Here is a 25,413-nt window from a genome sequence, read left to right as displayed (position 1 = left end):
CCTAAAAAACAATCTCAAATTTATTTTATTTTTTTACTAAGGTTCCTTCCTATTTACCGTTTCTATCTTGTAGACCATTATAATATTATTATGACGAGTAATGAGGAGATAACATTTCTTATCAAAAGGAAGTTGGAGGGAAATATTACTCCGGCTGAGAACGACTATTTACTTTCGTGGGCAAAGAAGTCACCACACCGCACTTTATTTTTGGAACGTGTTCTTCGTGAGGACCTGCTATGGGAAGATGTTTGTATCTGGCTTGAATTAGAGCTTTCCGATCAGCAAGACTGGAGTAATCGCTTAGAAGATACTGTACTGGAAAAAATTCACCAACACAAACAGGGGGATAGGCAATCTTCTTTGGGTCTATATAGGCGCTTGATGCCCTATGGGGCGGCAGCGGTGCTTATCGTATTATTCGGCATAGGCATCTATCAATACCGTGAGAGCAGATTTATGGAGGGGGACGCGCTCACTACGGTAATAGACATCGAGGCTGGTGAAGATAAAGCTTCCTTGACACTGACCGATGGGCGTATAGTTGAACTGAACGGCACTAAAGCAGGGATAGTTGTAGACAATCAACTTACCTATGCAGATGGCGCACCAATCCCTACGGGACAGTTGCAAGGTACGGATTTGGTGACCTTATCGGTACCTAGAGGCGGAAAATACAAAATTACGTTGTCGGACGGGACAGAGGTATGGCTAAATGCTGCATCAAAACTTAGATATCCGATAAGATTTACCCGCACATCACGCACCGTAGAGTTGGAAGGCGAAGCTTATTTCGATGTTGCCAAGGCGAAAGGTCCCAATGGCCATATTCCCTTTTTGGTAAAATCGGCTAGACAAACGGTGCAGGTATTGGGGACACAATTTAATTTAAAAGCCTATGGTGATGAGGCGAGTAGTACAACGACTTTGGTAGAAGGCTCCGTATTGTTGAGGACGCCCCAAGATAGCATGAAACTAAGACCGGGAGAACAAGGGATATACCGAGGCAATGTGTTTAGAAAGGCAAACGTGAACGTTGAAGAATTTACGGCTTGGAAAGACAATAAGTTCATCTTTAACGAGACTACCTTACCGGATGCCATGGCACAAATAAGTAGATGGTATGATATAGAAATCGTCTACAAAGGAGCGAGTAAGCAAACATACTTTTATGGAGAAATCAGCAGAACAAAAAAATTGTCTGAAGTGCTTGCTATACTTAAAGAAGGAGGTGTATCCTTTAAAATAGAAAGAAAAGCAAATCAAAATAGACTTATCGTCTTGTTATAATTTCAGCGTATATAAACCAATTATTGACCAAATGTAAACAAGTTATGAAACACTTACGATTTTATCTCTAGACGAGAATAGGAATAGCTTAAACAAAACCGGATAGAGTGGCGACTCTATCCGGATAAGTTTGATAAGCTATCAAATCAATTAGCAACCTCATTTTTTAACACTATCAAACGATACAAACTTATGATTTTTTATGAATATGTTAAAGACCGATTTTGGCCTTTGGCATTCCGATGTATTCTGGCTATGAAACTAGTGGTATATATTATGTTTTTGACTGCTTTCCAAGTGTTCGCTCATCCCAGCGCTGCACAAAAAATCAGTATCAGTGCAAAGAATTTGCCCTTATCAAAAATTATGAAGAGTGTCCAAGATCAGTCTGGATATCCTTTTTTCCTTTATGGAAGGGATCTTGCCAAACTGGCCGTAAGCGCCAATGTACAGAACATGGATGTGGAGCAGGCCATGGAAGAAATCCTGCGCGACCAACCGGTAGGTTGGGTAATCAGTGCTGGCACAATCATCTTAAAACCAAGGCCTATAAATCCAAAGACGGTCTCATCAATGGAGATGGTTCCTGCACAAGCGCAAGAGCGCATCATCACCGGTCAGGTAGTGGATTCGCAGGGAGTGCCTATTTCAGGTGTGACGATACGGGCTTCACAGTCTTCCAATGTAACTTCGACAGATGATAATGGAAGTTATAGTATCGTCGTAACATCAACGGGGGATGCTTTATTCTTCAGTATGATCGGTTACGATAGGCATGAAATACGGATTGGCGCTAGCAACACAGCAAATGTGACTTTAAAAGCCTCTATCGATAATCTGGATGAGGTGGTCGTGGTAGGATATGGTACGATGAGAAAGAAAGATGTAACAGGTTCGGTGACCAATGTAAAAACGGAAGAAATTCGAGATATTCCAGCAAATTCTATTGAGGGGCTATTGCAGGGACGAGCGGCGGGCCTTCACGTGGTCAAGACTTCTCAAGACCCGGGAGCCGGGACGACTGTGAGGATACGGGGAGGAAGCTCTCTAAGAGGATCCAACGCGCCATTGATTGTGGTCGATGGGTTTCCCATCGGTGATGCGGGTAATCTCAAGCAGATTAACCCAGCTGATATCGTTTCAGTAGAAGTTCTAAAAGATGCTTCGGCATCATCCATATACGGATCTAGGGGAGCAAATGGGGTCATCATGGTCACAACCAAGAAAGCTAAGAACGGACAAACCGACATCCACATCAAACATCAAACGACCTTATCCCAGTTTACATCTGAATTCATTCAATGGACAGACCCAGCGTTGATGGCACAATTGGACAATGAGGCCAAAATAAATGGCAACATGCCCCCGCTCTATATAGGCTCGGTCAACTCCACCGGGATCTACTTCCCGTCGGTCGATGAAGTCCAGAGTGGCGCTTGGCCATATTTTACGGACTGGTCCAAAGTAGTCTTTAGGGACAATCCGATGAATAATACATCGACCATATCGCTGGCCACGGCCAACGACAAGACCTCCTTTACACTGAGTGCAAATAACCTGCTGCAGGAAGGTTCCTATATCCGGGATAATTATGGTAAACAGATCGTGAGTTCGAATATCAAACATCAGTTTAACAAATATCTAAATATCAGCGCATTTAACAACCTATCAAAAGACAATCGCCGGACGAATACAGGGTTAGCTTACTGGCGCAACCCCCTATGGCCAATATATAATGACGATGGGAGTTATTTTTTAGAAGGGAATGCCGATTACAGTCATCCGATGGCTTGGACGGACAATCGTAAAAATATTGCTAAGGGAACGGATGTCATCTCCTCATGGCTACTGGATCTGCAACTGTATCCTGGACTAAGTCTGAAGTCGCAGCTCAACTACAAGTACGGAGCTTCGATACAAGATCGTTATGAACCCGATCGGTATACAGAAGCAGGGACCAATAACAAGGGGGCCGCTTACCTTGACAATTGGATGGGACAGGTATACACGGTGGATACCTACTTGACTTATCAAAAGCTAGTGAAGCAAAACCATGATATTACCGCTATGCTGGGACATTCTTATGAGTATTCTCATGCTCGGAGTTCGGCCATGGAGTCCTATAATTTTAAAAATGGAACGTTGAATAATGAGAATATGGCGTCTGGAGCTCCAGAACTAAATCGTCATCGTAATGCACAGACAGAGACCAAATTACTCTCTTATTTTGGACGTGTAAATTATGCTTTCATGGACAAGTATCTTTTGACGCTTACCATGCGTACGGACGGGTCTTCCAAATTTAGCACAAACCATAAATGGGCTTACTTTCCATCTGGGGCTATTAGTTGGAAACTGCATCAAGAACAATTTATAAAGGATTTACAGGTATTTGACGAGTTCAAACTACGGGCGAGCTATGGTGTATCAGGAAATCAAGGGATATCGCCCTATCAGACATTGAGTCGCTACGGAATCGAGACATTCTATACCGACGGGGCTTGGAATACGGCAATAGGCCCTGGCTATATCATTGGAAATACGGGTGTCGGAGGACGGTACAAAGAGTGGGGAGGTATACCTAATAAGGATTTACGTTGGGAGACAACAGCACAATATAACATAGGGGCAGATTTTTCATTTTTAAAAAATCGGCTAGGAGTTACGGTAGACTATTATAGCAAAAACACGTATGACTTGCTACGTGAACGGTATCTGACATTGAGTTCGGGATACGACCGTATGTGGGTCAATGACGGGGAAATCAATAACAAAGGTATTGAGCTTACTTTCACGGGCAACATTATTCGTAAGCAAGATTGGGAACTGTCGGGTACATTTATATTCTCCAGAAATATAAACAAAGTGGTCAGCTTAGGCGATGCAATCAGCTCAGGGCTTAACAAAGACTTCTTATCAGATACCTATTATGAGTACTATGGTGGAGGCATGGATCCTTTTCGAGAACCTTCATCCAATATCTTAGCTGTGGGCTTGCCTGTCAATGTCTTTTACGGATATCGGGTAAATGGCATTGTCCAATCGGATCAAGAGGGAGAGGCAGCAGGACTTGTGGGCGCTGAGGCTCGAGCGGGTGAGTTCCTATATGCCGATTTGAATCAAGATGGAGTTTTTGACACTAAAGATAGGACCGCCATTGGAGATCCGAATCCTGATTTCATGGCGAGCTTGAATCTTAATTTCAGATATAAGAGATTAGATATGAGCGTCTTCCTAAATGGCGTATTTGGAAATGATGTCCTATGGAGCGGTATGTACAATTCGGCTTTGTACGTTCCTCTGCGCTGGACGCCGGACAATCCCAGTACCGAGTACCCAAGCGTACGACAAGGAAGATTGCATTATACGTCCGATTGGTTCGTAAAGGACGGAAGTTTTCTTCGAATCCAAAATGTCAATGTCGGCTACAACATCCCCACACCCACTCAAAAATGGATAAAACAGGCTCGTGTATCCATCAATGCCGAAAACCTGTATACATTCACCAAGTTTGAAGGATACGACCCAGAGGTAGGGCTCAACGGGCGCTATGGCGGAGGTTATCCCAAGTTGAGAATGTTCTCATTTGGTATTGATTTTACATTTTAAAGATTTTTATATGTACAGATATTTAATATTATTGACCATATGCACGCTATTAGTGGGGTGCGACCTTGAAGAGGAACCTTATGGATTCTATTCCGAGGAGAATTTTTACAAAACAAATGAGGATGCTGAATCCGCTCTTTTTTACGCCTATAATACTTTTTCATACAATGAGTATGTACGGGCAATATTCTATATTAATGAACTAGCCACGGAAAGCTGTGATGTGAAAGGAGAAGAGGGATTTGGTTCACAAGAGATCAATCGTTGGGACTATACCTTATTCCGAGAAAATGAACAATTGGAGCTGTACTACAAGTACTGCTACATTGCCATAAACAGGTCAAATGCAGTCATCGACAACGTCATCAACAGCAATCTGAGTGAAGACTTCAAAAGTAGTGTGTTGGGTGAAGCGTACTTTCTGAGAGCCTGGAACTATTACCATCTCATCCAGATGTATGGATTAGTGCCTCTTCATAAGAGCGCTATCACGTCTGCGTCGCAGACTGTGGCACCAATGCCCAAAGATTTCGACGAATTATATGATTTTATCATCGCCGATTGTATAGAGGCGGAGAAACGGATGTCCATTCGGCGAATAGTAGGAAGAGTGGACAAAGTCGCTGCACAGGCCCTACTGGCAAAGGTATATCTCAGTATTGCCTCTTCCAAGGAAAATGGAGTTGCTGGTTATAAAGAGATGGATAAAGATGTGTCTGAGATGTATCAGTTTGCTGCGGATTGGTCACGTAAAGTATTGTATGATCAATCGACCTATAGCTTATCGCCTGACCTGATAAGTATCTACGACACCCGCAAACCAGGAGGACCCGAGCATATTTTCATTATGTCTATGGATAAAAGTGGTGTAGATGAAGGTAATTTTTCTTCTATAGACAAGATGTTCATCCCATACAAGAATGGAACAAGCCTATGGTTCGCCGATCCGGATGGAGGATATACTCAAGCGACGAATATGGGGTGGGGTGTATTTGTTACCACAGAATTGTACGCCAATAGCTTTGACCCCATGGATAAACGCAAGACTCAATTGATGACAAAGCGATTTTATACCAAGGCTGATGGGAGTACTTCTGAATTGAACGATTACTTTTTGACCCGAAAATATATAGATCCAGATTTTGTGGGGGTCAAATCCAGTACACGTCCATTCCTCATTCGGTTTTCCGAAGTTGCCCTTGTATATGCCGAAGCAACTGGGCCTAGCCCCGAAGGTTATCACTGGGTCAATGCACTTCGTAGACGAGCAGGATTGGACGATCTACCAGTCAACTTGAGTACGACGGATTTTCGTAACGCTGTATTCAAGGAACGGGGCTTTGAGCTAGCATTCGAAGGCAAGAGATTGCAGGATTTAAGACGCAAGGCTTTACTTATCCGCACAGACCCTCGTGCTGCAGCCTCTGGAATGTCGGAAGAGCAAGCCGCCTATTATCCTATCCCACAAAAAGAAGTTGACCTCAATCCCAACATACCAAGAAATTAGATTTATGAAAGCAAAATTGATCATAGTTTTGATGCTATCCACGTTGGCTTCTTGCAAGAAGGATTTAATGAAAGAGATACGCAACGAGGCTTGGAACAACGAACGGGCTATCCTGCAGATTACATTTGAAAATCAAGTGGGAAGCGCAACGATACAAAGAGATGAAAATCAGAACGGCGAGATTACCTTTATGTACAATCAGACTGCTGGTGACGCCGAAAATATAAAGATAAAGGAGCTTGAGCTGTCCTACGGTGCGTCTTCAGATATCTTGAAGGACCAGATATTGACTTTTGATGATAAGCAGACGGCACAAATCAAGGTCACTTCAAAATCGGGTCAAGATAGGATATGGAAGATATCCTATATCCCATTCTCTGACGAATTGGTCGGTACTTGGCAAATCTCGACCTTATCCGTGTATGGCGGCGCATGGCCAGAATATGGTGGTGCAGCTGCCCATCCAAGTATGGCCGAGCGCAGTTGGAACTGGAAGCCAGACGGATCAGGACCTCTTGCGGAATACGACAATACTTTGACTTTTAGTCTAGAAGGAATTACTGAAGAAGGAGATGCTTACGGCAAAGTAGTACATGATGCTGGCCCTGATAATAAGTATGCCAATTTCATCTTTGTAGATGATCCGGATGGCGCAGCTGTGCCGATAGATGTCAACAGTAAATACCGCAAAATACCGATTGGAGAAGGCACGTGGAAACGTAACTCTAAGCAAGGTACCATCACCTTCTCTTCAACATCTTTGGTGTCTACGGCCAAGTTCATAGCAAGTAGCACCCTTGCACTTGACGATTACAACAATTCCATCATCATAAAAGACAAGGCCTTTGAGTTTGAACTTCAGCCCACATTCATTTGGATAGATATTTATAAGGATAGGGAGCGATTTGTGGAAAATGCAAAAAAATACTGGGTCCAGATTAAGAAAATTTCAGAATAGACTATGAATCTCAAAAACGTAAATACAATGAAAATACATACCGTTATTTGCTTTGTGATGTTTATCAGCGCGACATTTGGTTGTCAGGATACGTTGATGAAACCAAAGAATATCAACAATGATCTCCTTATTCGCTCTACCCCGGTCACGAGCATACCTTTTGTCGGTATCGGTCCTCAATGGGGTGGATATGACAATATCTCGCGCTGGACTGGGGCATCTACTTTCAGTACAGCAGACTGGCAAGTGCTTCAAGAGCGTGTTCAATTTTTACGACCAGGTTTAGTGCGGATAATGGCTTCCCAAGGATGGAATTATTATCAAAATGGAATCTACTCACCCGAGATTAGCGAAGGTATCTTGTTTAAGATCCTAGATTTCTGTCAAGCGAACGGAATACAGGTCATGTATGGCGAATGGGGAGAGAAAGCACTATCAAATGGTGATGTAGATGTCGCTTGGCTAGAGCGCTCAACGGATTTTCTGAAATATCTACTCGACATCCGTGGTTATACATGTCTCAAATACTACAACATGTGTAATGAGCCTGCTGGAGACTGGTCTTCTATTGGAGGCGATTATAGTCTGTGGCAACGGACCTATGACGAAATATTGACCCTTATGCAGACCAAGGGGCTTGATAAGCGCATCGAAGTCATTGCTCCGGATGTTGCTATTTGGAATGACGTGAGCCTAAGTGATTGGATTACTAGACCTGCCGCATATTTTGGAGATAGGATACACGCCTATGATATCCATTCGTATCCAACAGATGACCAGGTCAAGGGAGGTTCTTATCGTCAGGTAATCGAACACTATCGTAGCATTGTCCCTGCGGGCAAAGCGATGATTATGGGCGAGCTAGGTTTCAAATACAATCCCAACTCGGCCCACGGAGCTACGAATACCGCACGAATCAATGCAGACCCATTTGCTGGAGATGATTCGAATATGATGATTTATGATGCTTTTTATGGTGTCGATGTAGCAGATGCCGTCGTACAGAATATGTTGGCTGGTTATAATGGTGTGATATTGTGGAATATGGATGATGCGATGTACAGCGATACGGATCAAGATAAACTGAAGCGCTGGGGCTTTTGGAATATATTGGGTGAAGAAAGATTTGGGGGTGCTGCTGATGAAGCTATCCGACCATGGTTTTATCCGATGTCATTATTATGCCGTTATTTCCCCAATGGAAGCACCATATATCCGATAGATATCCCCGCTAAGAAAGGACTTCAGGCAGTAAGTGCCAGGAAGAATGGACAGACAACGGTTGCTCTAGTGAATTCCCATGCTTCGGAATACACCCTTCAACTCAAATCTGAAGAACAATTAAAACTTCAAGGCGCCAAAGTATATAAATACATAGCACGTGATGGTGCAAATTTTGACGGAGCGAAAGACAGTAAGGGCTTTGCAGTACCTAATAGCGTAGAGAATATTACCTTACAAAAAGATGATGGCTTTACCATCCAGCTACCAGGTCGCTCTCTTATATTGATTACCACAATGCAATAGGAAATATGATGAATAGGAAAATTTTCTTTGGAATATACTGCTGGTTGTTTGTACTGGGATGTTCGGATTCGAGAGGTGGGGATATGCCTACGCCAACTGAGCCCGACAAAACAGCATCATCCAAACTGGAGGTCAAAAATAATCTCCAAAGCAACATGGTATTGCAGCAAAACAGCAATTTTACCATATCCGGGATTGGAACCCCAGACCAATACGTAACCATTGCGACGAGTTGGGAAGATTTAACTCCCGAAGAAGTTAAGGTGGATCAGTCAGGCAAATGGTCTAAGACCATTCGTACACCGGCAGGCAGTTTTACAGTACAATCGATTAAGGTATCTGGAAAAAGTAGTTTGACATTCAACGACATTTTGATCGGTGAAGTGTGGCTATGCTCCGGCCAATCAAATATGTGGTATCCAATGAAAGATGCGCTCGGTGGATTGGATGAGATGCTCAAGGCGGATGCATCGAATGGGATACGCTTATTGAATGTACAACAGGTACAGTCGGACATCCCGACCAACAAATTGAATGCCACGTGGCAAAAATGTGCTGCCGGCTCTTTAGAATGGTTCAGTGCTGTAGGTTACTATTTTGCCAAACATCTCCGACAGACCCTCCAGGTGCCCATTGGGATTATCAACGCCAGCTGGGGCGACACCACGGGAGAGGTTTGGGCCGAACGTAATGCTATACTGGCCCAGTCTTCTATACGTGACGCCGCATTACTCCAAGATAAACAGCCACGAGCCGATCCCTTTTCACCATTTAAGATAGGCTCGGCGTACAATGCGATGATCTATCCGTTACACGATATACCTGTCACTGGAGCCATATGGTATCAAGGAGAGGCCAATATGGACAATCCAGCATACTATCCAGAGTTGTTAGAGACGTTGGTCCAAAGTTGGCGGACCTTATGGAACAAATCAGCAAAGGACTTTTCTTTTTACATAGCCCAAATATGCCCTTACAAACGCATGTATGATTTCAAGACCAATTATGCCAATCCCAATATGCGATTCGCACAACTTCAGGCCAGTACAAAAATAGCACATAGTGGCTTGATCAGCAATGATGATATAGCCGATTTAGAGGATATACATCCCAAGAATAAAAGAGATGTCGGGTTACGATTCGCCTATCTAGCATTAGCGGATAAATATAACAGACCCGAAGGTGATCGATCTCCGGTTTTTGACCGATTAACCCATGATGGAAGTAAGATGATAATTGATTTTAAATTTGCAGAAGCAGGGTTAAAGACAAGAGATGGAGCACCGCCTACGCAATTTGAAATAGCAGGCGAAGACAGACAGTTTTATCCTGCACATGGAGAGATTTTGGGCAATAAGGTTATACTTAGCTCGTCTAATGTACCAAGTCCTACGGCGGCACGGCTTGGATGGAGTTATACTAAGGTCAGCAATCTGGTCAGTAGTAGTGGACTGCCCGTCAGCATCTTTAAGACGTATACATGGGCAGACCTTCAGGAGGAGAAGTAAGGAACAAAAAAATCACACAGTCACAATTTGATTGGAAGTATTTCTTCCAATCAAATTTTTGTTATATTTAGTAGTTAGCTCCTTTTTAACCTAGATTAAGCTTTCGATGAAAACCGATATTGGATATTTTCAAGATTTTAAAAATGGCCGTGAGTCTGCCCTAAAATATCTGATGGCTAGATATGGTAAAGAGCTGCGCTTCTTTGCGCGCTCAATCATTCACAATAAGGAGATGGCTGAAGAAATTGTATCTGATACTTTTTTCAAGCTCTGGTTGCGTCGAGACAAGGTAGTAAAGGAGTGTAATATAAAGGCTTTTCTGTTTATCGCCACACGTAATGCTTGCTATGACTACATCGATTCCTCACAGTATAAGAGATATTTGGATGCTGTTGCGATCGAGGAGGAAACTGCGATGGCGGATGACGACATCATGACTAGGATAATTCGGGTGGAATTGACTCAACTGATCGTGTCCGAATTGGACAAGCTTCCCGAGCAACAAGCGGCAGTATTCAAAATGACATATTTAGAAGACCTTAATGTAGACGAAATTTGCGCTAGACTCAATACAACTGCAAGCAATGTCTATTTTGCGCGATCAAAGGCAATATCCACTCTCAAGGAAACTTTTAAAAGAAAGAATGTACTTATCTACATCTTATTCTGTTGTCTATCCGTGTCAATCAGGATGTAACAAAAGGCGAGTTATTCAGTTGACATTTGAAAGAGCGTCTAACTGCTAGGAAGCAGAACCAATGTGTAGGACCGCGGTCCTATTCGATACACCTTTCCACATCGTACACAAAACTGATACTATTTTTCAAAAATATAGCCTATATTACGGGTCCTATACTTTTTTTATATAAATTTAGGATACCTAACCACTACAACTGTAATGAAAGCAATCGAATATAGGCTCCCCAAGGAATTTGATAAATCTTTTATCGTATTTAATGAAAAAGGCAGTCACTTTCCATGCCCTTGGCACTATCATCCAGAATACGAGCTGGTTCTCGTCCACAAAAGTACAGGAAAGCGAATGGTAGGGGATCATATTGGACATTTTGGGGAGAATGATCTGGTACTCATGGGACCAGACCTGCCACATGTATGGGTGAATGACAATACGTTCTTAAAAAATCCGGTCCAAGAAGCTGCAGATGCGACGGTAATCCATTTCTCATCCAATTTTATCGGTCAAGATATTTTAAACATTCCTGAGTTTTCGGCATTGATTGAAATCTTGACTCTCTCCTCGCGCGGCATTTATATCCACAGTAAAGAAAAGTATAAAATCGCTGAAATAATGAGTAAAATGATAGATGAGAGTGGTCTAAAACGACTCGCTTCTATTTTTGAAATATTTGATATCGTCTGTTCCCTCAAAGATTTCACGCTCTTAGCGAGTCCTAATTTTGCTTCCCATAATATTAAAGAAACCAGCAGGCACAGTAAGATTAATGACTATATCCTACGGAATTTTCACAAACAGATTACATTAAGGGAAGTGGCCGATGAAGCCAATATGGCGACAACGACATTTTGCAATTTCTTTAAAGAACAATATAGGATGACATTTGTAGAATATGTGACCCAAATCCGTATTGGGCATTTTTGCAAGCTCATATCGGATAAGGACAAATCCATTCTGGAAGCAGCTTACATCTGCGGATTCAATAGTATTGCCAATTTCAACAGACAGTTTAAGAAAATAAAGGGCATGTCGCCTTCAGAATTCAAACGGGTAGTGGTCGTTAATTAAAAGAATACTACTTGGATGGATAACGTAGCAAATCATGCAGGGTCAACTACTGAACAGTATAGCCACCATCGATGATGACTGATTGTCCGGTAATACCTTTCGCTTGTTCGCCCAATAGATAGAGGGTATAATCGGCAACCTCGCTAACATCCAACAGTCTACGTTGTGGAATAAGGGGTAGTAGGATATCTTCTAACACGCGATCCACTGCTACCTTGTGCGCACGTCCAAGATCAGCCAACTGATTTCGCAGTAACGGCGTGTCTACATAACCTGGGCATACTGCATTGACAGTAATTCCGTAGGCAGCACCTTCCAATGCAGCTACTTTTGTAAGACCTATAACACCATGCTTTGCACTATTGTAAGCTGCTTTTCCTGCGAAACCAATCACTCCATTAACAGAAGCCATATTGACAATCCGACCATATCCTCTTTGCTTCATAACCGGAAACACGTGCTTAATAGCAAAAAACGGAGCCACCAACATCAACTTAATCATAGACTCAAACTCATGCGAAGGGAATTGGTCAATTGCAGCGACAAATTGCCTACCTGCATTATTGATTAAAATATCAATTCGTCCGGTATCGACCACAATTTCTTGAAATACCCGCTCGAGACTAGACTCATCGGTGATATCACATTCTATACCTATAGCACTGAATCCTTGCTCGACGAGCATTTGGGCATGCAGGCTTACCTGTCGTGCATCGCGATCTAGGAGATAGACCTCTGCTCCAACAGAAGCTAACCGCTTAGCGACTTCCAGTCCAATGCCGCTTGCAGCTCCAGTGACAATAGCTACCCTATCTTTCATCTCCACTTTCTTTTAAGCATTAAGACCTCCGTCCAAAAGAATATTCTCTCCATTGATATATTCACCTGCTTTGGACAACAGCAACACCACCAAGCCCTTGATATCATCTTTATTGGCCATTCGCCCCAAGGGTACCTTGCGACAGTAATTGGTTACGAATTGCGCGGGCTGATTGTTATACAGCCCCCCGGGGCTAATGCAGTTAAAACGTACGTTTTTACCTGCAAATACTTTGACCATGTATCTCGATAGATTGATCAAGCCCGCATTGTGGAAGAAATAATCGGGTGGTAAATCGCCCATATCTGTACCTTCATAGTTGCTCAAATCGGGACCTTTCATGCCCATCATGGATGCAATGTTGACTACTGAACCACCACCTGATAATACAATCAGGTCCGTCAATTCTCGTAATAAAAAAAACATCCCTGTGGCATTGGAGAGCATAGACCGATCGAATTGTTCAATCGTATCACGATAACCTTTGACTGGCCTCGAAACAGCATTGTTAACGAAACCATGCAAATGACCATACCGATTGACAATCTCCTCCTTTAAGGCAAGCATAGACGCTATATTATCTTGATCTACACACATGGCATCCACATCTAGGCCTCGCTCTTGGAATGTTTGGGCGGTGGTCTGAGCCCTCCTCAAATCACGGGAGGTAGTAATCACAGTGGCGCCAGCCTCGGCGAGGGCTTCGACAATGCAGCCTCCATAGTTGCCAGATCCACCTGTAACCAACACAACTTTGTCTTTTAAGCTAAATAATTCCTTAACATTCATCTTTATAGAAAATAGGTATGCCGCCCTGCAGGTAACTATCCTTTGCATTTATAATGACTTGCATGAGGCGATAAGTTTTATTAAAATCCAATCGGGACTTCCCTTCCTTGACCGAACGTACAAATTCAATGATATTGTCCCGAAACATTGCGTATGAATTTTTGATATCAATCAACTTCCAACCTTGTTGCCCAAAAAATGAAACTTGGAAGGTGCCAGCGATATGGTTGTAAAGATGTAGAGTAATATCAGTACCACTTTCCAACCTGACCAACACAATCTCTTTATCTGGCCCCCCAACATGCTGTACATGTTGAGGAAGGGGATCATCTAACACATTGAAGATTGCTTCCAAAAGATGGATTCCATACTTCTTCCAATCTTTTTTCCCCACTGCGGTAACTAATTCTATTACGCCCAAAGTTGCCAGCTCTTGCTTCAATGCACGACATTCATTTGCATAGCGCATGGACGAACATGACATAATAAAGTGGCCCTGCTTGACCTGATTCTTAAACCAATCAAGGTCTTCTTGGGAATAGGCCAATGGCTTGTCTATAAATATCGGAATCCCCGCTTGTATAAATGGCTTTGCCATCTCAACATGATTTTCAGGGTCATCCCTAGCCAAGATAACAGCATCCACTTGCCCTACCATATCTGCCAGTTGAAGAACGACATTGTCTATTTTCGAAGACTTGGCTATCCGCTCAGCCATCGAACTCTCCTGACACCACACGTGCGTGACCTTCGCATCATCAATACCCAATGTATCTTTATTCGCTTGAAGATAAGATGCCACCGCCGGATACCCTGCATGCACGATAATCTCACCATCAAAAGCTCCGTTGATAATCGACGACCAAGAATAGGGATGGGCATTCCCCTCACTCATACCAATAATACCGATTCTTGTCATAACCATCCTTTTTTGTCCCATTCAGCCAAATTCAGGCACTCCGGTGATGGATAGGCCAGTTTCTTGGAGTCTGCAAAAATTTGGTCGTTGAGCCCTTGTCCGCTGACATTTGCTATAGCCGCTAATAAAAACTCTTCTTTATCTATTCCTACTAGGACACTTGAAACCTGTTCATACCGAAGGGCAAACTTAGTTGCGTAAGCTGCAAAGCTGTCAAAATGATGACCTGCAATATCCCTTAGCATAGCGATATGATTGGCGACCGATTGAAGCGCTGAATCCATTGGAAATATTCGATCGGTCAATAAACCACGCATCAGTACCGAACGGACGATGATGGCTATTCCTTTTTCTTTTGCTTGATCGAAACAAATCGCATGCGATTGGTCCATTAAGTTGAAGGGGAGTTGGACAACGTCCCATATGCCTGATTCAACGGCCAGAAGTGACTCCTCTGCACGGTAAACCGACACACCAATGTTACGTACACGTCCCTGATTTTTCAAGTCTAAAAATATGCGGGCAACATCATGGTTGTTGAGGATATCCAAGTCGGCGTAGTGTACCATAAAGACGTCGATATAATCTGTGCGTAAGCTGGTCAGGCTTTGTTCCAATGACTGATGGACAATAGTCTTGAGTTCATCGTAACACGGAATATTTCCAAGAGAATTTCTAAAATGGATACATTTGGTGGCTAATACAATCTCAGAACGTATCTCCTCAAATGCTACTCCCATTAATCGTTCGCTATCCCCATATAATCTCGCGGTATCAAAGAAATTAACTTCCTGCTTAACAGCCTCGTGCAACAAATCAATGGCAGCAGACTCTTCAGGCATCTCTGTCTTACCCGCGGTACCAATGCCATACGGCATACCAATCTCTACACCTCCGAAGGCTACCTCGGATACACGAAGTCCTGTACGTCCTAATAAACGATGTTTCATCCTTATAAATTATTTTTCATTTACATGCCCGTCATCGATGTTTTGGAATAGCGGGATGTATTCTCTTTTTCGTCTACTTTTGTTGCTCCAAATAAGATGCACCTCCTAGATGATCTTTAGCTCCAAATGCCTCTAAAATGTCCTTGCAATAGTTCTTGATTCCAATGACATCTGCTCCCACACTCACAAAATGATAGCCCATATCAAAAAGCTCTTCCAGATTTTCCTTAGCGCCTACGGTAGCAGCAAATTTGCCATGTGCATTGGCTACTTGAGCGACACGCGCTCTCGTCTCTAGAAGCAGAGGATGGTCCCACTGTCCCGGGGCACCGATACCCTGACTGAAATCTCCGGGACCAAAGAACAACATATCATAGCCCTCTAGTTGGGCAATCGCATCCAATTCAACCAAGGGCTCGGGATCTTCGATCTGCAAAACCACAAACCTTTCTCTATTTGCAGTCTCTAAATAATGCTCAAAGTCAGTCATTGTGTAAGCACCATCGGCATTCCCTCCGTCGATAGGCCTTCTTCCAATAGGGTGAAAACGGGTCATGTGGACTACATCTTTGGCATCTTGCAAACTCATGATATGTGGAACCAAAATACCCGTTGCATCTAGCTCCAACGCCCTTATGTAGTCACTATAACTCCCTCTTGCTACACGCACCATCAAATCGACGTCTTGACTCTTAGTGGCCCATACATGACCTGCTAAAGTCGACCAATCTTGACCGATGTGTTCTTGGTCCACCCATATGCAATCGAAACCACAAAGTGCAGCCAACTCGGCTACTTGAGGGTCTTTTAAATTCACTTTAAAACAGCTGGGGTGTAGACCATTCCGCAGCTTTGCAAGTACTTTACTTTTGCGCATCATATTTTGATTCTTTTAGGCTTAGGGGTTAAATAAAAAAGCAACAGTGCACAGATTACCATCGTAAGGGCTGCGACCCGGAACACTGAACTCAAATTGACGTCAGCATCACGGAGGACTCCTGCAACATATATTCCTATGCCTCCGATGATGCAGCTACAAAAATTCAAAATTCCATATCCTGTGGCCAAATATCGTTGATCAATAGTCATGGCCAAAATGGGCATCATATTGGCATCAATAAAAGGACGGGTAAAGGCGTAGATAACAAAACCAATGACCGTAATCATCAAAAAATCGGTGTAACTGGCCAAAAATACGCCTGGGACAGCAATTAAAAATCCTATTGCTGGTAATAGAATGCGGGCATTTCGATTGGATTTGGCCCACCAATCAGCCATAGCACCGCCCAACACTACACCGAGGAGCATGGCAGTAAAGAAATACACAGTAGAATATACACCTGCTTCTGTCTGGGACAAATTAAATTTTTCTTTATAATAGGTAGGCAACCAACCGTTTATCATCCAACTGACTGCTCCTGCTAGCCCCCAAATCATCAAGACCAGATTAAAAGACCTATTTCCAAACAGCTTTTTGAAAGCCTGTAGAAATCCGATATCCTCCTGTGCTTGGGAATAGTCCGTATCGACATGGTTCAAGGACGTAGGTTTGTCTTTTAAAAAAAACATCAAAAACAGCGCATAAATAACGCCAATAGCTCCAAAAATATGAAAAGCATAATGCCAACCGTGAGTCTCCGCAATCCAACCGCCTATGAATCCCAAACTCTGTCCAACATACACGCCTCCAATATGCAAGCCTGTGGCAGTGGACTTGGAATTTCCAGGATGATAGTCGACAATCAACGCTAAGGCGGCGGGTATATAGCATGCTTCGCTCAAGCCCATGAGGGCACGCGCAAATAGTAAACCCTCAAAATTATGGGCCAAAGATGTAAGCCAGGTGACCAGAGACCAAATAAAGAGGCTGCCAATGATGACCTTACTCCTATTGAACTTGTCGGCCAAATATCCGGCTATAGGACTAGCTAGTCCATATACCCATAAGAAAACAGACGTCAATAAGCCAAACTGTGCGTCAGACATCGGAATCTCTTCGATGATACTTGAACGCATAGTCGTAATCATCATACGATCCAAATAATTCAGACACCCTACAACACAAAGCATTGCCACCAACAACCAGGGATAATACGATTTCTTATTCATCTTCATCTGTCTACTGCTATAATAGGTTTATCGTTATGGTATTACAATCTGCCCAAATTTAAGATTTAGGTTTCAGCAAGACCTATTAAAATATGCTGCTTTGTGCGCATATTTTTCATCTCTAACTATTTTTTTGATCTGTTAGTGTCTCCACTAAAAGCAGAACGACTAATCATATCTAAGATTTACTAGTATAAAAAGAATGAGTTTCTAAACATGCACGGTACATCTGGATATTATTAGATGGTGGGACTAAGGCTTCAATTGATAAATTTCAACATCGCATATGCGCCTGTAGCCAAAAAATCGGGATTATAATGAGGCGATTGGATATCCGAGAGCTGTTTGTAAAATGTCTCCATCTTGTTCCAAATCCAATCCTCTTTGATGTTGCTCAGTCCCAACATTATGGTAGGCAAAGCGTCAGGCTTTGTATCAAAAAACAACAAATCTCTGACCACCTTATCGCGTACCTGCTGCTCATCGACTCCTAAAGTCAGTAAGGTACATAGAAACTGTAATTGCACGTCCTCCCCCCATTCTTGATAAGGTAACACGATCAACGTGTCCTTGATGGCTGTTGTCAACGGCAGGTAGCGCAAGATATAACAAGCTACAATTCTCAGATTACTCGATAACGTTGGATCTATTAAGACGGTCAGCAGTTTGTCCACGATTACATCCTTTGAAATACCCTCATCGTAATACATATTCCATAACCCATAAAGATACATAGGTGTAACCTCTTGGTCTTTTAACACTTCGGCTCCATGTGCGGTTATTGAATTGGTAATGGGGATTTTTAATTTTGCCAAAGTTTCCAATGCATGTAAATGATCGGGACCTTCTCGGAAAGCGGTCATAATCTTGTCTAAATACATTTTCTTATCCGACGGAGTGGTCGAAGCTTGATAGAGCACTCTCCAAATGCCGATACGATAGGGGCTCAGACCTGCATGTTGTTTTTCCTCCAATCGGTAAGTCTGTGCAACCAAGGTGGTATCCGCTCCGCTCCAAAGTAAAAACTCAGCGGCATGTACTTTGACCCACTTTTCTTGTTGTTCCAATACTAAATTCAATGTTTTAAGATAAGGGTTGCTTTGCTTCTTTGCATGTACATACTCCATGTCGACTCCAATTAGATAACCAAAAATACAGGGTATTAAAAACCACTTTTTTAAATCTATTCGCATACTAATCTTCCTTCAATTGTAAGGTGTCTCCCCTATCTACTAACGAGAAAAGCAGTGCTCTTTCACTACCTGATGGGCTATTAGGACCATGAAAGACCATACGAAGATTACCCTTCAAATCTTTAAATATCATGCCGTGTCCTGCATTTTTTTCAAATAAAGGTTCCTCTTGCTGAATCCACGGGCCTTTGATACTTCCTGAAACCGACCGTGCGATACCAATAGCATAGCTTCCATTTTTAAAACTAGACCAGAGCATGAGGAGTTTTCCCGTTTTGGTGGTGTACAAAAAGCATCCATCCGTCACATATGTGCGTTTTCCATTTTTCTGTAAACTACCAGTAGACCATTTGGCTTCTGAAGCGTTGAAGAGTGTCTGCGGATTGCCGATAGTATGAGAAAGGTCATCGGATAAGCGAATGAGTTCCATACGACCGTCTATGACCTGTACCCACTCATGGCAATAGATCATATAGGGGACTCCATGCTCTATCCCAAGCGTACCATCTAAGGTCATCCACTCCTTGGGCAACAAGGAGTGGTCAATAATAGGTTCAAAGGGCCCCAAGGGCGAAGACGATTTGAAGATTTGAGTGGACCGATAAGTATATGCTGGCCAAGCGTCTTCCTTTTCTCTCCATTGGAGGTCTGAATTCAGCGTCAGGAACAGATAATAATTTCCCTTGTAAGCATGAACTTCGGGAGCCCATACCGTACCGTGTATCCAATAGTCCGAGGGAACTTGAAAGACTTGCTTGGGTCCTTGCCAATATTTCAGGTCATTGCTTTCATAAACCTCTACTCCTCCGACCTTCGTACCAGATGGCAACAGTACGTCTTTCGATTTGTACATCAAATATTTTCCAGTAATGGAATCCGTCAAAATATAGGGATCCCGGATTTGAATATCCTCCAGTGTAAGGGTAAGATCGGTAGATTGTCCATAGAGTGCGTGCGATTGATAAGTTGAAAATACCAATAAGAGTAAAAGGTTATAAAAGTTCATCATCTTAAAAATAGTGCTTTTTGATTAGAATATCTTGCCAAATCTGATATCCTTCTTCTGTTAAATGTACCCCATCCCAAGTGAGCTGCTTTTTCAAGTGACCTCGCTCATCCGAAAAATATCGATACAAGTCAAAGTAATCGCAATTCATGTCTTTGGCAATCGAACTTATCTCTAGATTTATCAGTGGAATGTGCTCGGCGTACTTTTCATGGTTGGGAAGTTTTCCAAAAGAAGGATTGACAGGTAATATACTTTGTAGTACTAACTTGGTACCGGGACTTTCCATACGTACTTGCTTTACAATTTTAGATAAATTGGATAGAATCACGGGATCCGAAAAGCCCTGTGCCAAATCATTGATCCCAATCATCAAAAAGATGAGCCTAGGCTTGTGGGGGAGAATATCCTCCAATCTATCCAAAACACCAAAGGTGTTATCCCCGGGAATTCCTCTATTCTTTACGTGACCATTTCGCAAGAATCTTTCAGACCAATTGCCCCAAAAAGTGATGCTATTACCCAAGAAGACAATACTACTGCTGTCCATAGGCATGATTTTGTGCATATCAACCTGGGACAAATAGATATCAGGTCTGCGCAAACTATCCGGCTCTTGTGCAAACAAATGAACAGGTAAGAGAATAAAAAAAATCGATTTTACAAAGAGATTCATGTGCATAAAAAAGGTTAAGTATCGGTGTACGAATTTAGTCAACAATTATGATTAATCGTTCGCCTATATACACAAATCAGGGTATTCTAAAATGGGTAGTCGCAATATGTGTATTGTTTCCATCTGTCGTTAAATAATAGATACAGAATATAGATCCATCCGATAACTCTCGAATCAGGGGATACCCCAAATCTCCGATATTACCAAGACCATCATTTCGAATGACCATCTCATTGACGGTGTCCCAAGTGCTTCCATTGTCCGAACTTGTAGCGGCACGCACACCCATTGGAGCGCGTCTATAACCATATGCACTCAGCAACCGTCCATCTCGAAGTTTAATCACATGGGGAGGAAATCCCCACATAGTAGTCTTGACGGGGTTTGACCAAGTAAGCCCGTCATCACTAGACTCTGATTTCCACAGGTACCCTTCTGGAACGGAACGCATTAAAGCTATAATTTTACCATTGGCGGCCTGCACAATCGAAGACTCGTTGAACCCTTGTACCTCTAATCCGGAGACACCGGTGGAGAGCATAGGAAATGTAGCCCAAGTAGTTCCATTGTCCGTTGAACGCATCAAATAGGTTTCGTCTTTTGCATTGTTGTTGAAATTGACTTTTCTCCGACCATACACCATGCGAAGTCTCGTCCCTGAGGAGGTGACAATATAACTCGCTTTGGTATGGTGATTGTAAAGCCCCGAACAATCCGTAGGTAAAGGTAGAGCGGTACTGGTCCAACTCGTGCCCGTGTTACTAGAGCGCTTGATGACCGTGCCCCCAATGTAGGCAATGGTACCTGGCTTGACATCGTTGATAATTCGTTTCTCAGCGATAAGGGAATCCCGTAATGTATCGGAAACATAGATCCATCCCTGTACATCAGGCACAACTAAATTGGTGCCAGTAGTCTTCCAAGTATCATCAAAAATGGTCGTAGTGGGGGCCACCCAAGAAATACCATTATCATAGGAAACCAACGTCTTCGATCCTCCTTCAGGATCGATATGGCTACGGTTGACCCGCGTGGAAAAAGAGGTCGCCAGAAGACTGTCATTGAAGACCGATAAACTCGGAAATGCAGCATAAATGCCATCGATTTTGTAGACAATTCGATGTTGGACATCGTCGATATTGGCAGAGACCAAGGTATCCACTTTGCCACCCACGAGCGAGAAAAAACGAGAGTCATGCACATAGGGTCCAGTCTGCGGCCTATTGTGCCAGCCTGTCTGAAAATAATAGGTAGCCGTATCTACAAAGGTTCGAGGGTCGAACGTATAACTAAAAATATTGGTCGTGCTATCCTCGTCACGGACACCGTTGTCTTCAAGATTCAAATCTTTTGTAGGCAGGGAGTCGCCGTAAAGATATCGATAGCCATTGGGATTTAAATAGAAGTGTGGTAAAATACCTCCGGTGACCGGTGGATTCTGTCGCACATAAAAAGACCCTAAATTGGTATTCAACCCCTCCACTTCAATTCTTAGGCGTGTTGTTGAATCATTGAGCGTTTGAATACTGAACGTCTTAATACGAGGAGCCCCATCATAAAGGGTTGCCATAGTTTTGAGGTCAACATTATTATTAAATAAACTCTCTTGACAAGAAAGCAGAACTGCTGAAACCACTATGGACACCAACATATTCTTCATTATTGCATTTTTCATTTGTATATAATTTGGCTTTTCTCCATTATATTTTTTTGACTGTAACCTTACGGACTTTAATAGCTTTGCGGGTCAAGCCCTCTGGGGTCTTATACTTGAAGTCAGCATACACAATCAGGAAACTATTATCATCCACCTTCACCATAGAGGTATAGCCACAAGAAGATCCTTTTTGGATATCGGTGAGTTGCGCCTCATTTTCAATCCATGGCAGCAATTCGATTGGCTGTGTCCAATCGTGGGCATCATTGTTCAACATAAAACGGATTTGCACACCTGGTCTTCCTGAAGACAATGCAACAACGCCATTATCCAACTCCAGTAATTTGGGCAATACACCTGCTCCTGTAAAAACCTTTGGTTTAGACCACACGGCTCCTTTATTGGATGACGTCGTTACATACATGGGACTTTTCCCAAATCCGTCCTGTGTACGCAAAACAGACAGAAAGGCTCCATTTTTGAGTATCGCAAATGCGGGCTCAGTCCACCCGAGCGCATAGCGTTTGTCTCCATTGGGATCCAAAGCTAGGTCTGGTTGATAAGGAATAGTGCCTTGCTTGACCCATGTCTTTCCAAAATCGGTGGATTTATAGAAGAATACTCCCGAAGGATCGACTTTTCCTGCGGCGTTCACCTCAAATGCAGGATAAGTACCTGTGTAAACGCCATCCGTAGTCTCTTGGATATCTCCCCACCACACTACAGGGAAGAGATTACCATCAGCGTATCTAGCGAGCTTTGAGTGTACGAGCGTACCGCGCTCTCCAACATAGTTGGTTTGTCCTTTCTTCATTCGGGATTGGTATGTTCCTTGAAGCTGTGCGGGCAGCTTGTCGTATTCATAAATACGGAATGTACGACCATATGCTTCTTGCAGAACTGCTGTTGGATTGGGTAGGTTGAGCTCCTCAAGCGGGACAGCCTTAGGAGTGCCTATTGCTATCCGATCACCATTGCTCAACAGGTTGCCTCCTGAGGTTGGTCCTTTGCTTAACATAGTCCAAGTCTGCCCCCCATCGTTGGATACTGCATCGCGAATGCCTTGGGATGGCATCCCATAACTCGATGCGGCATCATGATTCATTGCCCAATTGACGGCCAACTGTCCGCTTAACGAACGCTGGATATTTGGAAAATTATAGAATCCCCAATCATATTCCTTGTCAGCGACGGAGACCAAAACAGGCTTTCCCATATCTATTTCGAGCAGTTGACTTCCACTACGGATATACTTAATCACTTGCTCATCATAGGATACCAAGCCATGCTCGACTGCAGCGATATTGGGACTCTTATGTTCTATCCACTCAATCGTATCCTTCGGCTCGATTATCACCTCATTCAAATTTCTGACTCTAAAATACTGTTCATTGGACTTTGCCCCATTGACCAAGACCGACACCAATATCTTACTGCCCTGTTCGATCACAGGAACTTGGACCTTCAACACATTAGTACTCCACTCTAGGATTTCTAAGGATTGGTCTCCGAACATAACTTTTGCACTATTTTTATCCGTTCCAAATCCCTGCCCTTCAATGGTAATAAAAGATGCCACCGCAGCAACATTGGGCAATATGCGATGGATAGAAAGGCTATTATTGATTCCTTTTGAATCAGATTCATCAACTTTAGTGCAGGATATGACATTGATCAAGGACAATGTCATCCAAACGGTTAATATTAATTTTTTCATAATTTAACTTCTTGAGATATTAGGGTTTAATATGTCCATATACAACAGCGGGATGCTTTCCTTTGATATCTGGAATCACCAAGTTGCTGCCTATGGTCTGTACTTTTGACAAATCATAGGCTGCCACTAATCCCAATGTATTGGCCTGTACGTCGGTCTTCATATCTATAGCAATATCATTCACGGTCAACGCTTTTTTCCAAAAACGGAGGTCTGCCATCTCTCCTTTGAAAAATCCTTGTAGAGCTGCAGTCGGTGCTGACAACCAGGTCCCGACGTAAACATCCGACGAACTAACTGTAGATTTGGCAATGTTAAAACTGTTTTTTCCAATCTGTACACCATTGAGATACAACGTAAAATTACCAACCTCAAAAACGACCGTCACATGAAACCATTCGTCTGGTTTATAGGTAGCTGTCGGGATGATATCAGTAGCCCCACCCCCTGAAGCACCTGCTTTATAATTCCAATTGGGATATGCTTTAAATGAATTGGGGGCCCCACCCAGTAAGGCAATTCCGTAACCGGTATGGCCATTGTCTGTATCTCCTGCTGAATATCGCTTGTTAATAAGCCGCTGAACAGCTGTACCGACTGAGGTCTTAGCCCAGAATGAAATAGACAACGACTCCCCTTCTAATATATTGAAGTCATTGTGATTGGTGATTCGCAGATATTGATTAAGCCCATTAAAGTTTAGTCCGCTGATAATTTTTTCATTGGAGTACGCTAAATCCACTGGATTGCTATAAAAAGTGTCTAGCGAGTTTTCGACGGGAACATAAGCTGTACGATACTGGAGCCCATCTTTGAACAGATTCAAATACAACATGGATAGGTCTTCAATTGGCAGCACCTCCCTTCTCTCTTTATCGTCTATACCTTGATAACTTATTTCTACATTTACGGCGTTGTCCAATGCTCCTCCCCAATTGACATTCAGCAGGAAAGTTGATTTGTTATAGGTGGCTGATTTGACTACTCGGCTGTTGAGACTAGTCTGATATTGGGCTCCATAGATTCTAGTGGACAGCTCTTTAATCAGTGATTTACTCATCCCGTCAGCCGATCGGCTGACTACCTCAAAGGTGAGGTAGTCTTCCGGTAGATCCAAGAGGTCGATTTCTAATTCCTTACCCACATGTTGTTCGGGTAAAGAGAAGATAAGCGAGTCTGTCCGGGAACGCCAAAAGACAGCAATTGATTTTGCTTTGGGATCCATATTGGTAAAACGTATCTTAGCTCGCTGGTTACCAGGGAGTATTTCAATAGAATCTATTTTGGACAAATAGGTCTTTTCACCTCTTTGTAGATACTCATCATGAAGATCATTCATCCGATCACAGGAGCAAATCCCTACGCTCAGCATGATCCACATCCAAATTTGATATTTCAATAGTGCTTTCATAT

At 42.9% G+C, this 25,413-nt stretch carries 20 protein-coding genes; 8 read left to right on the top strand and 12 right to left on the bottom strand.

Translation table 11 applies throughout. The features are described from left to right. Positions 1 to 90 precede the first annotated feature (90 nt). From OQ289_RS01290 to OQ289_RS01255, 8 genes are all read left to right on the top strand, one after another. Positions 91 to 1,290 (top strand): FecR family protein, encoded by a 1,200-nt coding sequence (locus tag OQ289_RS01290; RefSeq protein ID WP_270089065.1) that lies wholly within the window; start codon positions 91 to 93, stop codon positions 1,288 to 1,290. 366 nt (positions 1,291 to 1,656) lie between these two features. Then, the gene (locus OQ289_RS01285) at positions 1,657 to 4,899 is read left to right on the top strand and encodes a TonB-dependent receptor (protein WP_270089064.1); all 3,243 of its coding nucleotides are present in this window, start codon (positions 1,657 to 1,659) and stop codon (positions 4,897 to 4,899) included. A 10-nt stretch (positions 4,900 to 4,909) separates the two neighbouring features. Continuing rightward, positions 4,910 to 6,406, top strand: coding sequence for a RagB/SusD family nutrient uptake outer membrane protein (locus OQ289_RS01280; RefSeq protein WP_270089063.1), 1,497 nt, complete (start codon positions 4,910 to 4,912; stop codon positions 6,404 to 6,406). 4 nt (positions 6,407 to 6,410) lie between these two features. Next, positions 6,411 to 7,364 carry a hypothetical protein gene (locus OQ289_RS01275; RefSeq protein WP_270089062.1) on the top strand — a complete coding sequence of 318 codons (954 nt, stop codon included), beginning with the start codon at positions 6,411 to 6,413 and terminating at the stop codon, positions 7,362 to 7,364. Positions 7,365 to 7,391: 27 nt separating this feature from the next. Next, a complete protein-coding gene (locus tag OQ289_RS01270) occupies positions 7,392 to 8,891 on the top strand; it encodes a hypothetical protein (RefSeq protein ID WP_270089061.1) in 1,500 nt (499 codons plus the stop codon). Positions 8,892 to 8,896: 5 nt separating this feature from the next. Beyond that, positions 8,897 to 10,399 carry a sialate O-acetylesterase gene (locus OQ289_RS01265; protein WP_270089060.1) on the top strand — a complete coding sequence of 501 codons (1,503 nt, stop codon included), beginning with the start codon at positions 8,897 to 8,899 and terminating at the stop codon, positions 10,397 to 10,399. A gap of 106 nt (positions 10,400 to 10,505) precedes the next feature. Next, positions 10,506 to 11,096 (top strand): RNA polymerase sigma factor, encoded by a 591-nt coding sequence (locus tag OQ289_RS01260; RefSeq protein ID WP_270089059.1) that lies wholly within the window; start codon positions 10,506 to 10,508, stop codon positions 11,094 to 11,096. A 201-nt stretch (positions 11,097 to 11,297) separates the two neighbouring features. Then, positions 11,298 to 12,164 (top strand): AraC family transcriptional regulator, encoded by an 867-nt coding sequence (locus OQ289_RS01255; RefSeq protein ID WP_033563633.1) that lies wholly within the window; start codon positions 11,298 to 11,300, stop codon positions 12,162 to 12,164. 46 nt (positions 12,165 to 12,210) lie between these two features. On the opposite strand, the gene OQ289_RS01250 is transcribed toward OQ289_RS01255, so the two are convergent. From OQ289_RS01250 to OQ289_RS01195, 12 genes are all read right to left on the bottom strand, one after another. Further along, entirely contained in the window at positions 12,211 to 12,984 is a 774-nt protein-coding gene (locus OQ289_RS01250; RefSeq protein WP_270089058.1) for a 3-hydroxybutyrate dehydrogenase, read from the bottom strand. Between the two features lie 12 nt (positions 12,985 to 12,996). Next, positions 12,997 to 13,773 (bottom strand): SDR family oxidoreductase, encoded by a 777-nt coding sequence (locus OQ289_RS01245; RefSeq protein ID WP_270089057.1) that lies wholly within the window; start codon positions 13,771 to 13,773, stop codon positions 12,997 to 12,999. Continuing rightward, on the bottom strand, positions 13,763 to 14,692 hold the full coding sequence (locus tag OQ289_RS01240; RefSeq protein ID WP_270089056.1) for a Gfo/Idh/MocA family oxidoreductase: 930 nt from the start codon (positions 14,690 to 14,692) through the stop codon (positions 13,763 to 13,765). The genes OQ289_RS01245 and OQ289_RS01240 overlap by 11 nt, the downstream gene beginning before the upstream one ends. Then, a complete protein-coding gene (locus tag OQ289_RS01235; protein ID WP_270089055.1) occupies positions 14,689 to 15,642 on the bottom strand; it encodes an aldo/keto reductase in 954 nt (317 codons plus the stop codon). Before OQ289_RS01235 ends, OQ289_RS01240 begins: the two co-directional genes overlap by 4 nt. 73 nt (positions 15,643 to 15,715) lie before the next feature. Beyond that, positions 15,716 to 16,522 carry an HpcH/HpaI aldolase family protein gene (locus OQ289_RS01230; RefSeq protein ID WP_270089054.1) on the bottom strand — a complete coding sequence of 269 codons (807 nt, stop codon included), beginning with the start codon at positions 16,520 to 16,522 and terminating at the stop codon, positions 15,716 to 15,718. Further along, positions 16,519 to 17,757: an MFS transporter gene (locus OQ289_RS01225; RefSeq protein WP_270089053.1), complete on the bottom strand. Its 1,239-nt coding sequence runs from the start codon at positions 17,755 to 17,757 to the stop codon at positions 16,519 to 16,521. The genes OQ289_RS01230 and OQ289_RS01225 overlap by 4 nt, the downstream gene beginning before the upstream one ends. A 254-nt stretch (positions 17,758 to 18,011) precedes the next feature. Next, positions 18,012 to 18,878, bottom strand: a complete 867-nt coding sequence (locus OQ289_RS01220; RefSeq protein WP_270089052.1) for a hypothetical protein — start codon at positions 18,876 to 18,878, stop codon at positions 18,012 to 18,014. Positions 18,879 to 18,945: 67 nt separating this feature from the next. Beyond that, positions 18,946 to 19,953 (bottom strand): glycoside hydrolase family 43 protein, encoded by a 1,008-nt coding sequence (locus OQ289_RS01215; protein WP_270089051.1) that lies wholly within the window; start codon positions 19,951 to 19,953, stop codon positions 18,946 to 18,948. A 1-nt stretch (position 19,954) separates the two neighbouring features. After that, a complete protein-coding gene (locus tag OQ289_RS01210; protein WP_270089050.1) occupies positions 19,955 to 20,632 on the bottom strand; it encodes a GDSL-type esterase/lipase family protein in 678 nt (225 codons plus the stop codon). 70 nt (positions 20,633 to 20,702) lie between these two features. Next, positions 20,703 to 22,301: a sialidase family protein gene (locus OQ289_RS01205; RefSeq protein WP_270089049.1), complete on the bottom strand. Its 1,599-nt coding sequence runs from the start codon at positions 22,299 to 22,301 to the stop codon at positions 20,703 to 20,705. 25 nt (positions 22,302 to 22,326) lie between these two features. After that, complete coding sequence (locus tag OQ289_RS01200) at positions 22,327 to 24,000, bottom strand: IPT/TIG domain-containing protein (protein WP_270089048.1); 1,674 nt, start codon at positions 23,998 to 24,000, stop codon at positions 22,327 to 22,329. Between the two features lie 19 nt (positions 24,001 to 24,019). Next, complete coding sequence (locus tag OQ289_RS01195) at positions 24,020 to 25,411, bottom strand: DUF4998 domain-containing protein (protein ID WP_270089047.1); 1,392 nt, start codon at positions 25,409 to 25,411, stop codon at positions 24,020 to 24,022. Between the last annotated feature and the right edge of the window lie 2 nt (positions 25,412 to 25,413).

The sequence above is a fragment of the Sphingobacterium sp. SYP-B4668 genome (genome assembly GCF_027627455.1).
Lineage (GTDB): Bacteria > Bacteroidota > Bacteroidia > Sphingobacteriales > Sphingobacteriaceae > Sphingobacterium.
The sequence above is the reverse complement of the archived record's forward strand: the minus strand, read 5'-3'. Positions and strand labels throughout refer to the sequence as shown.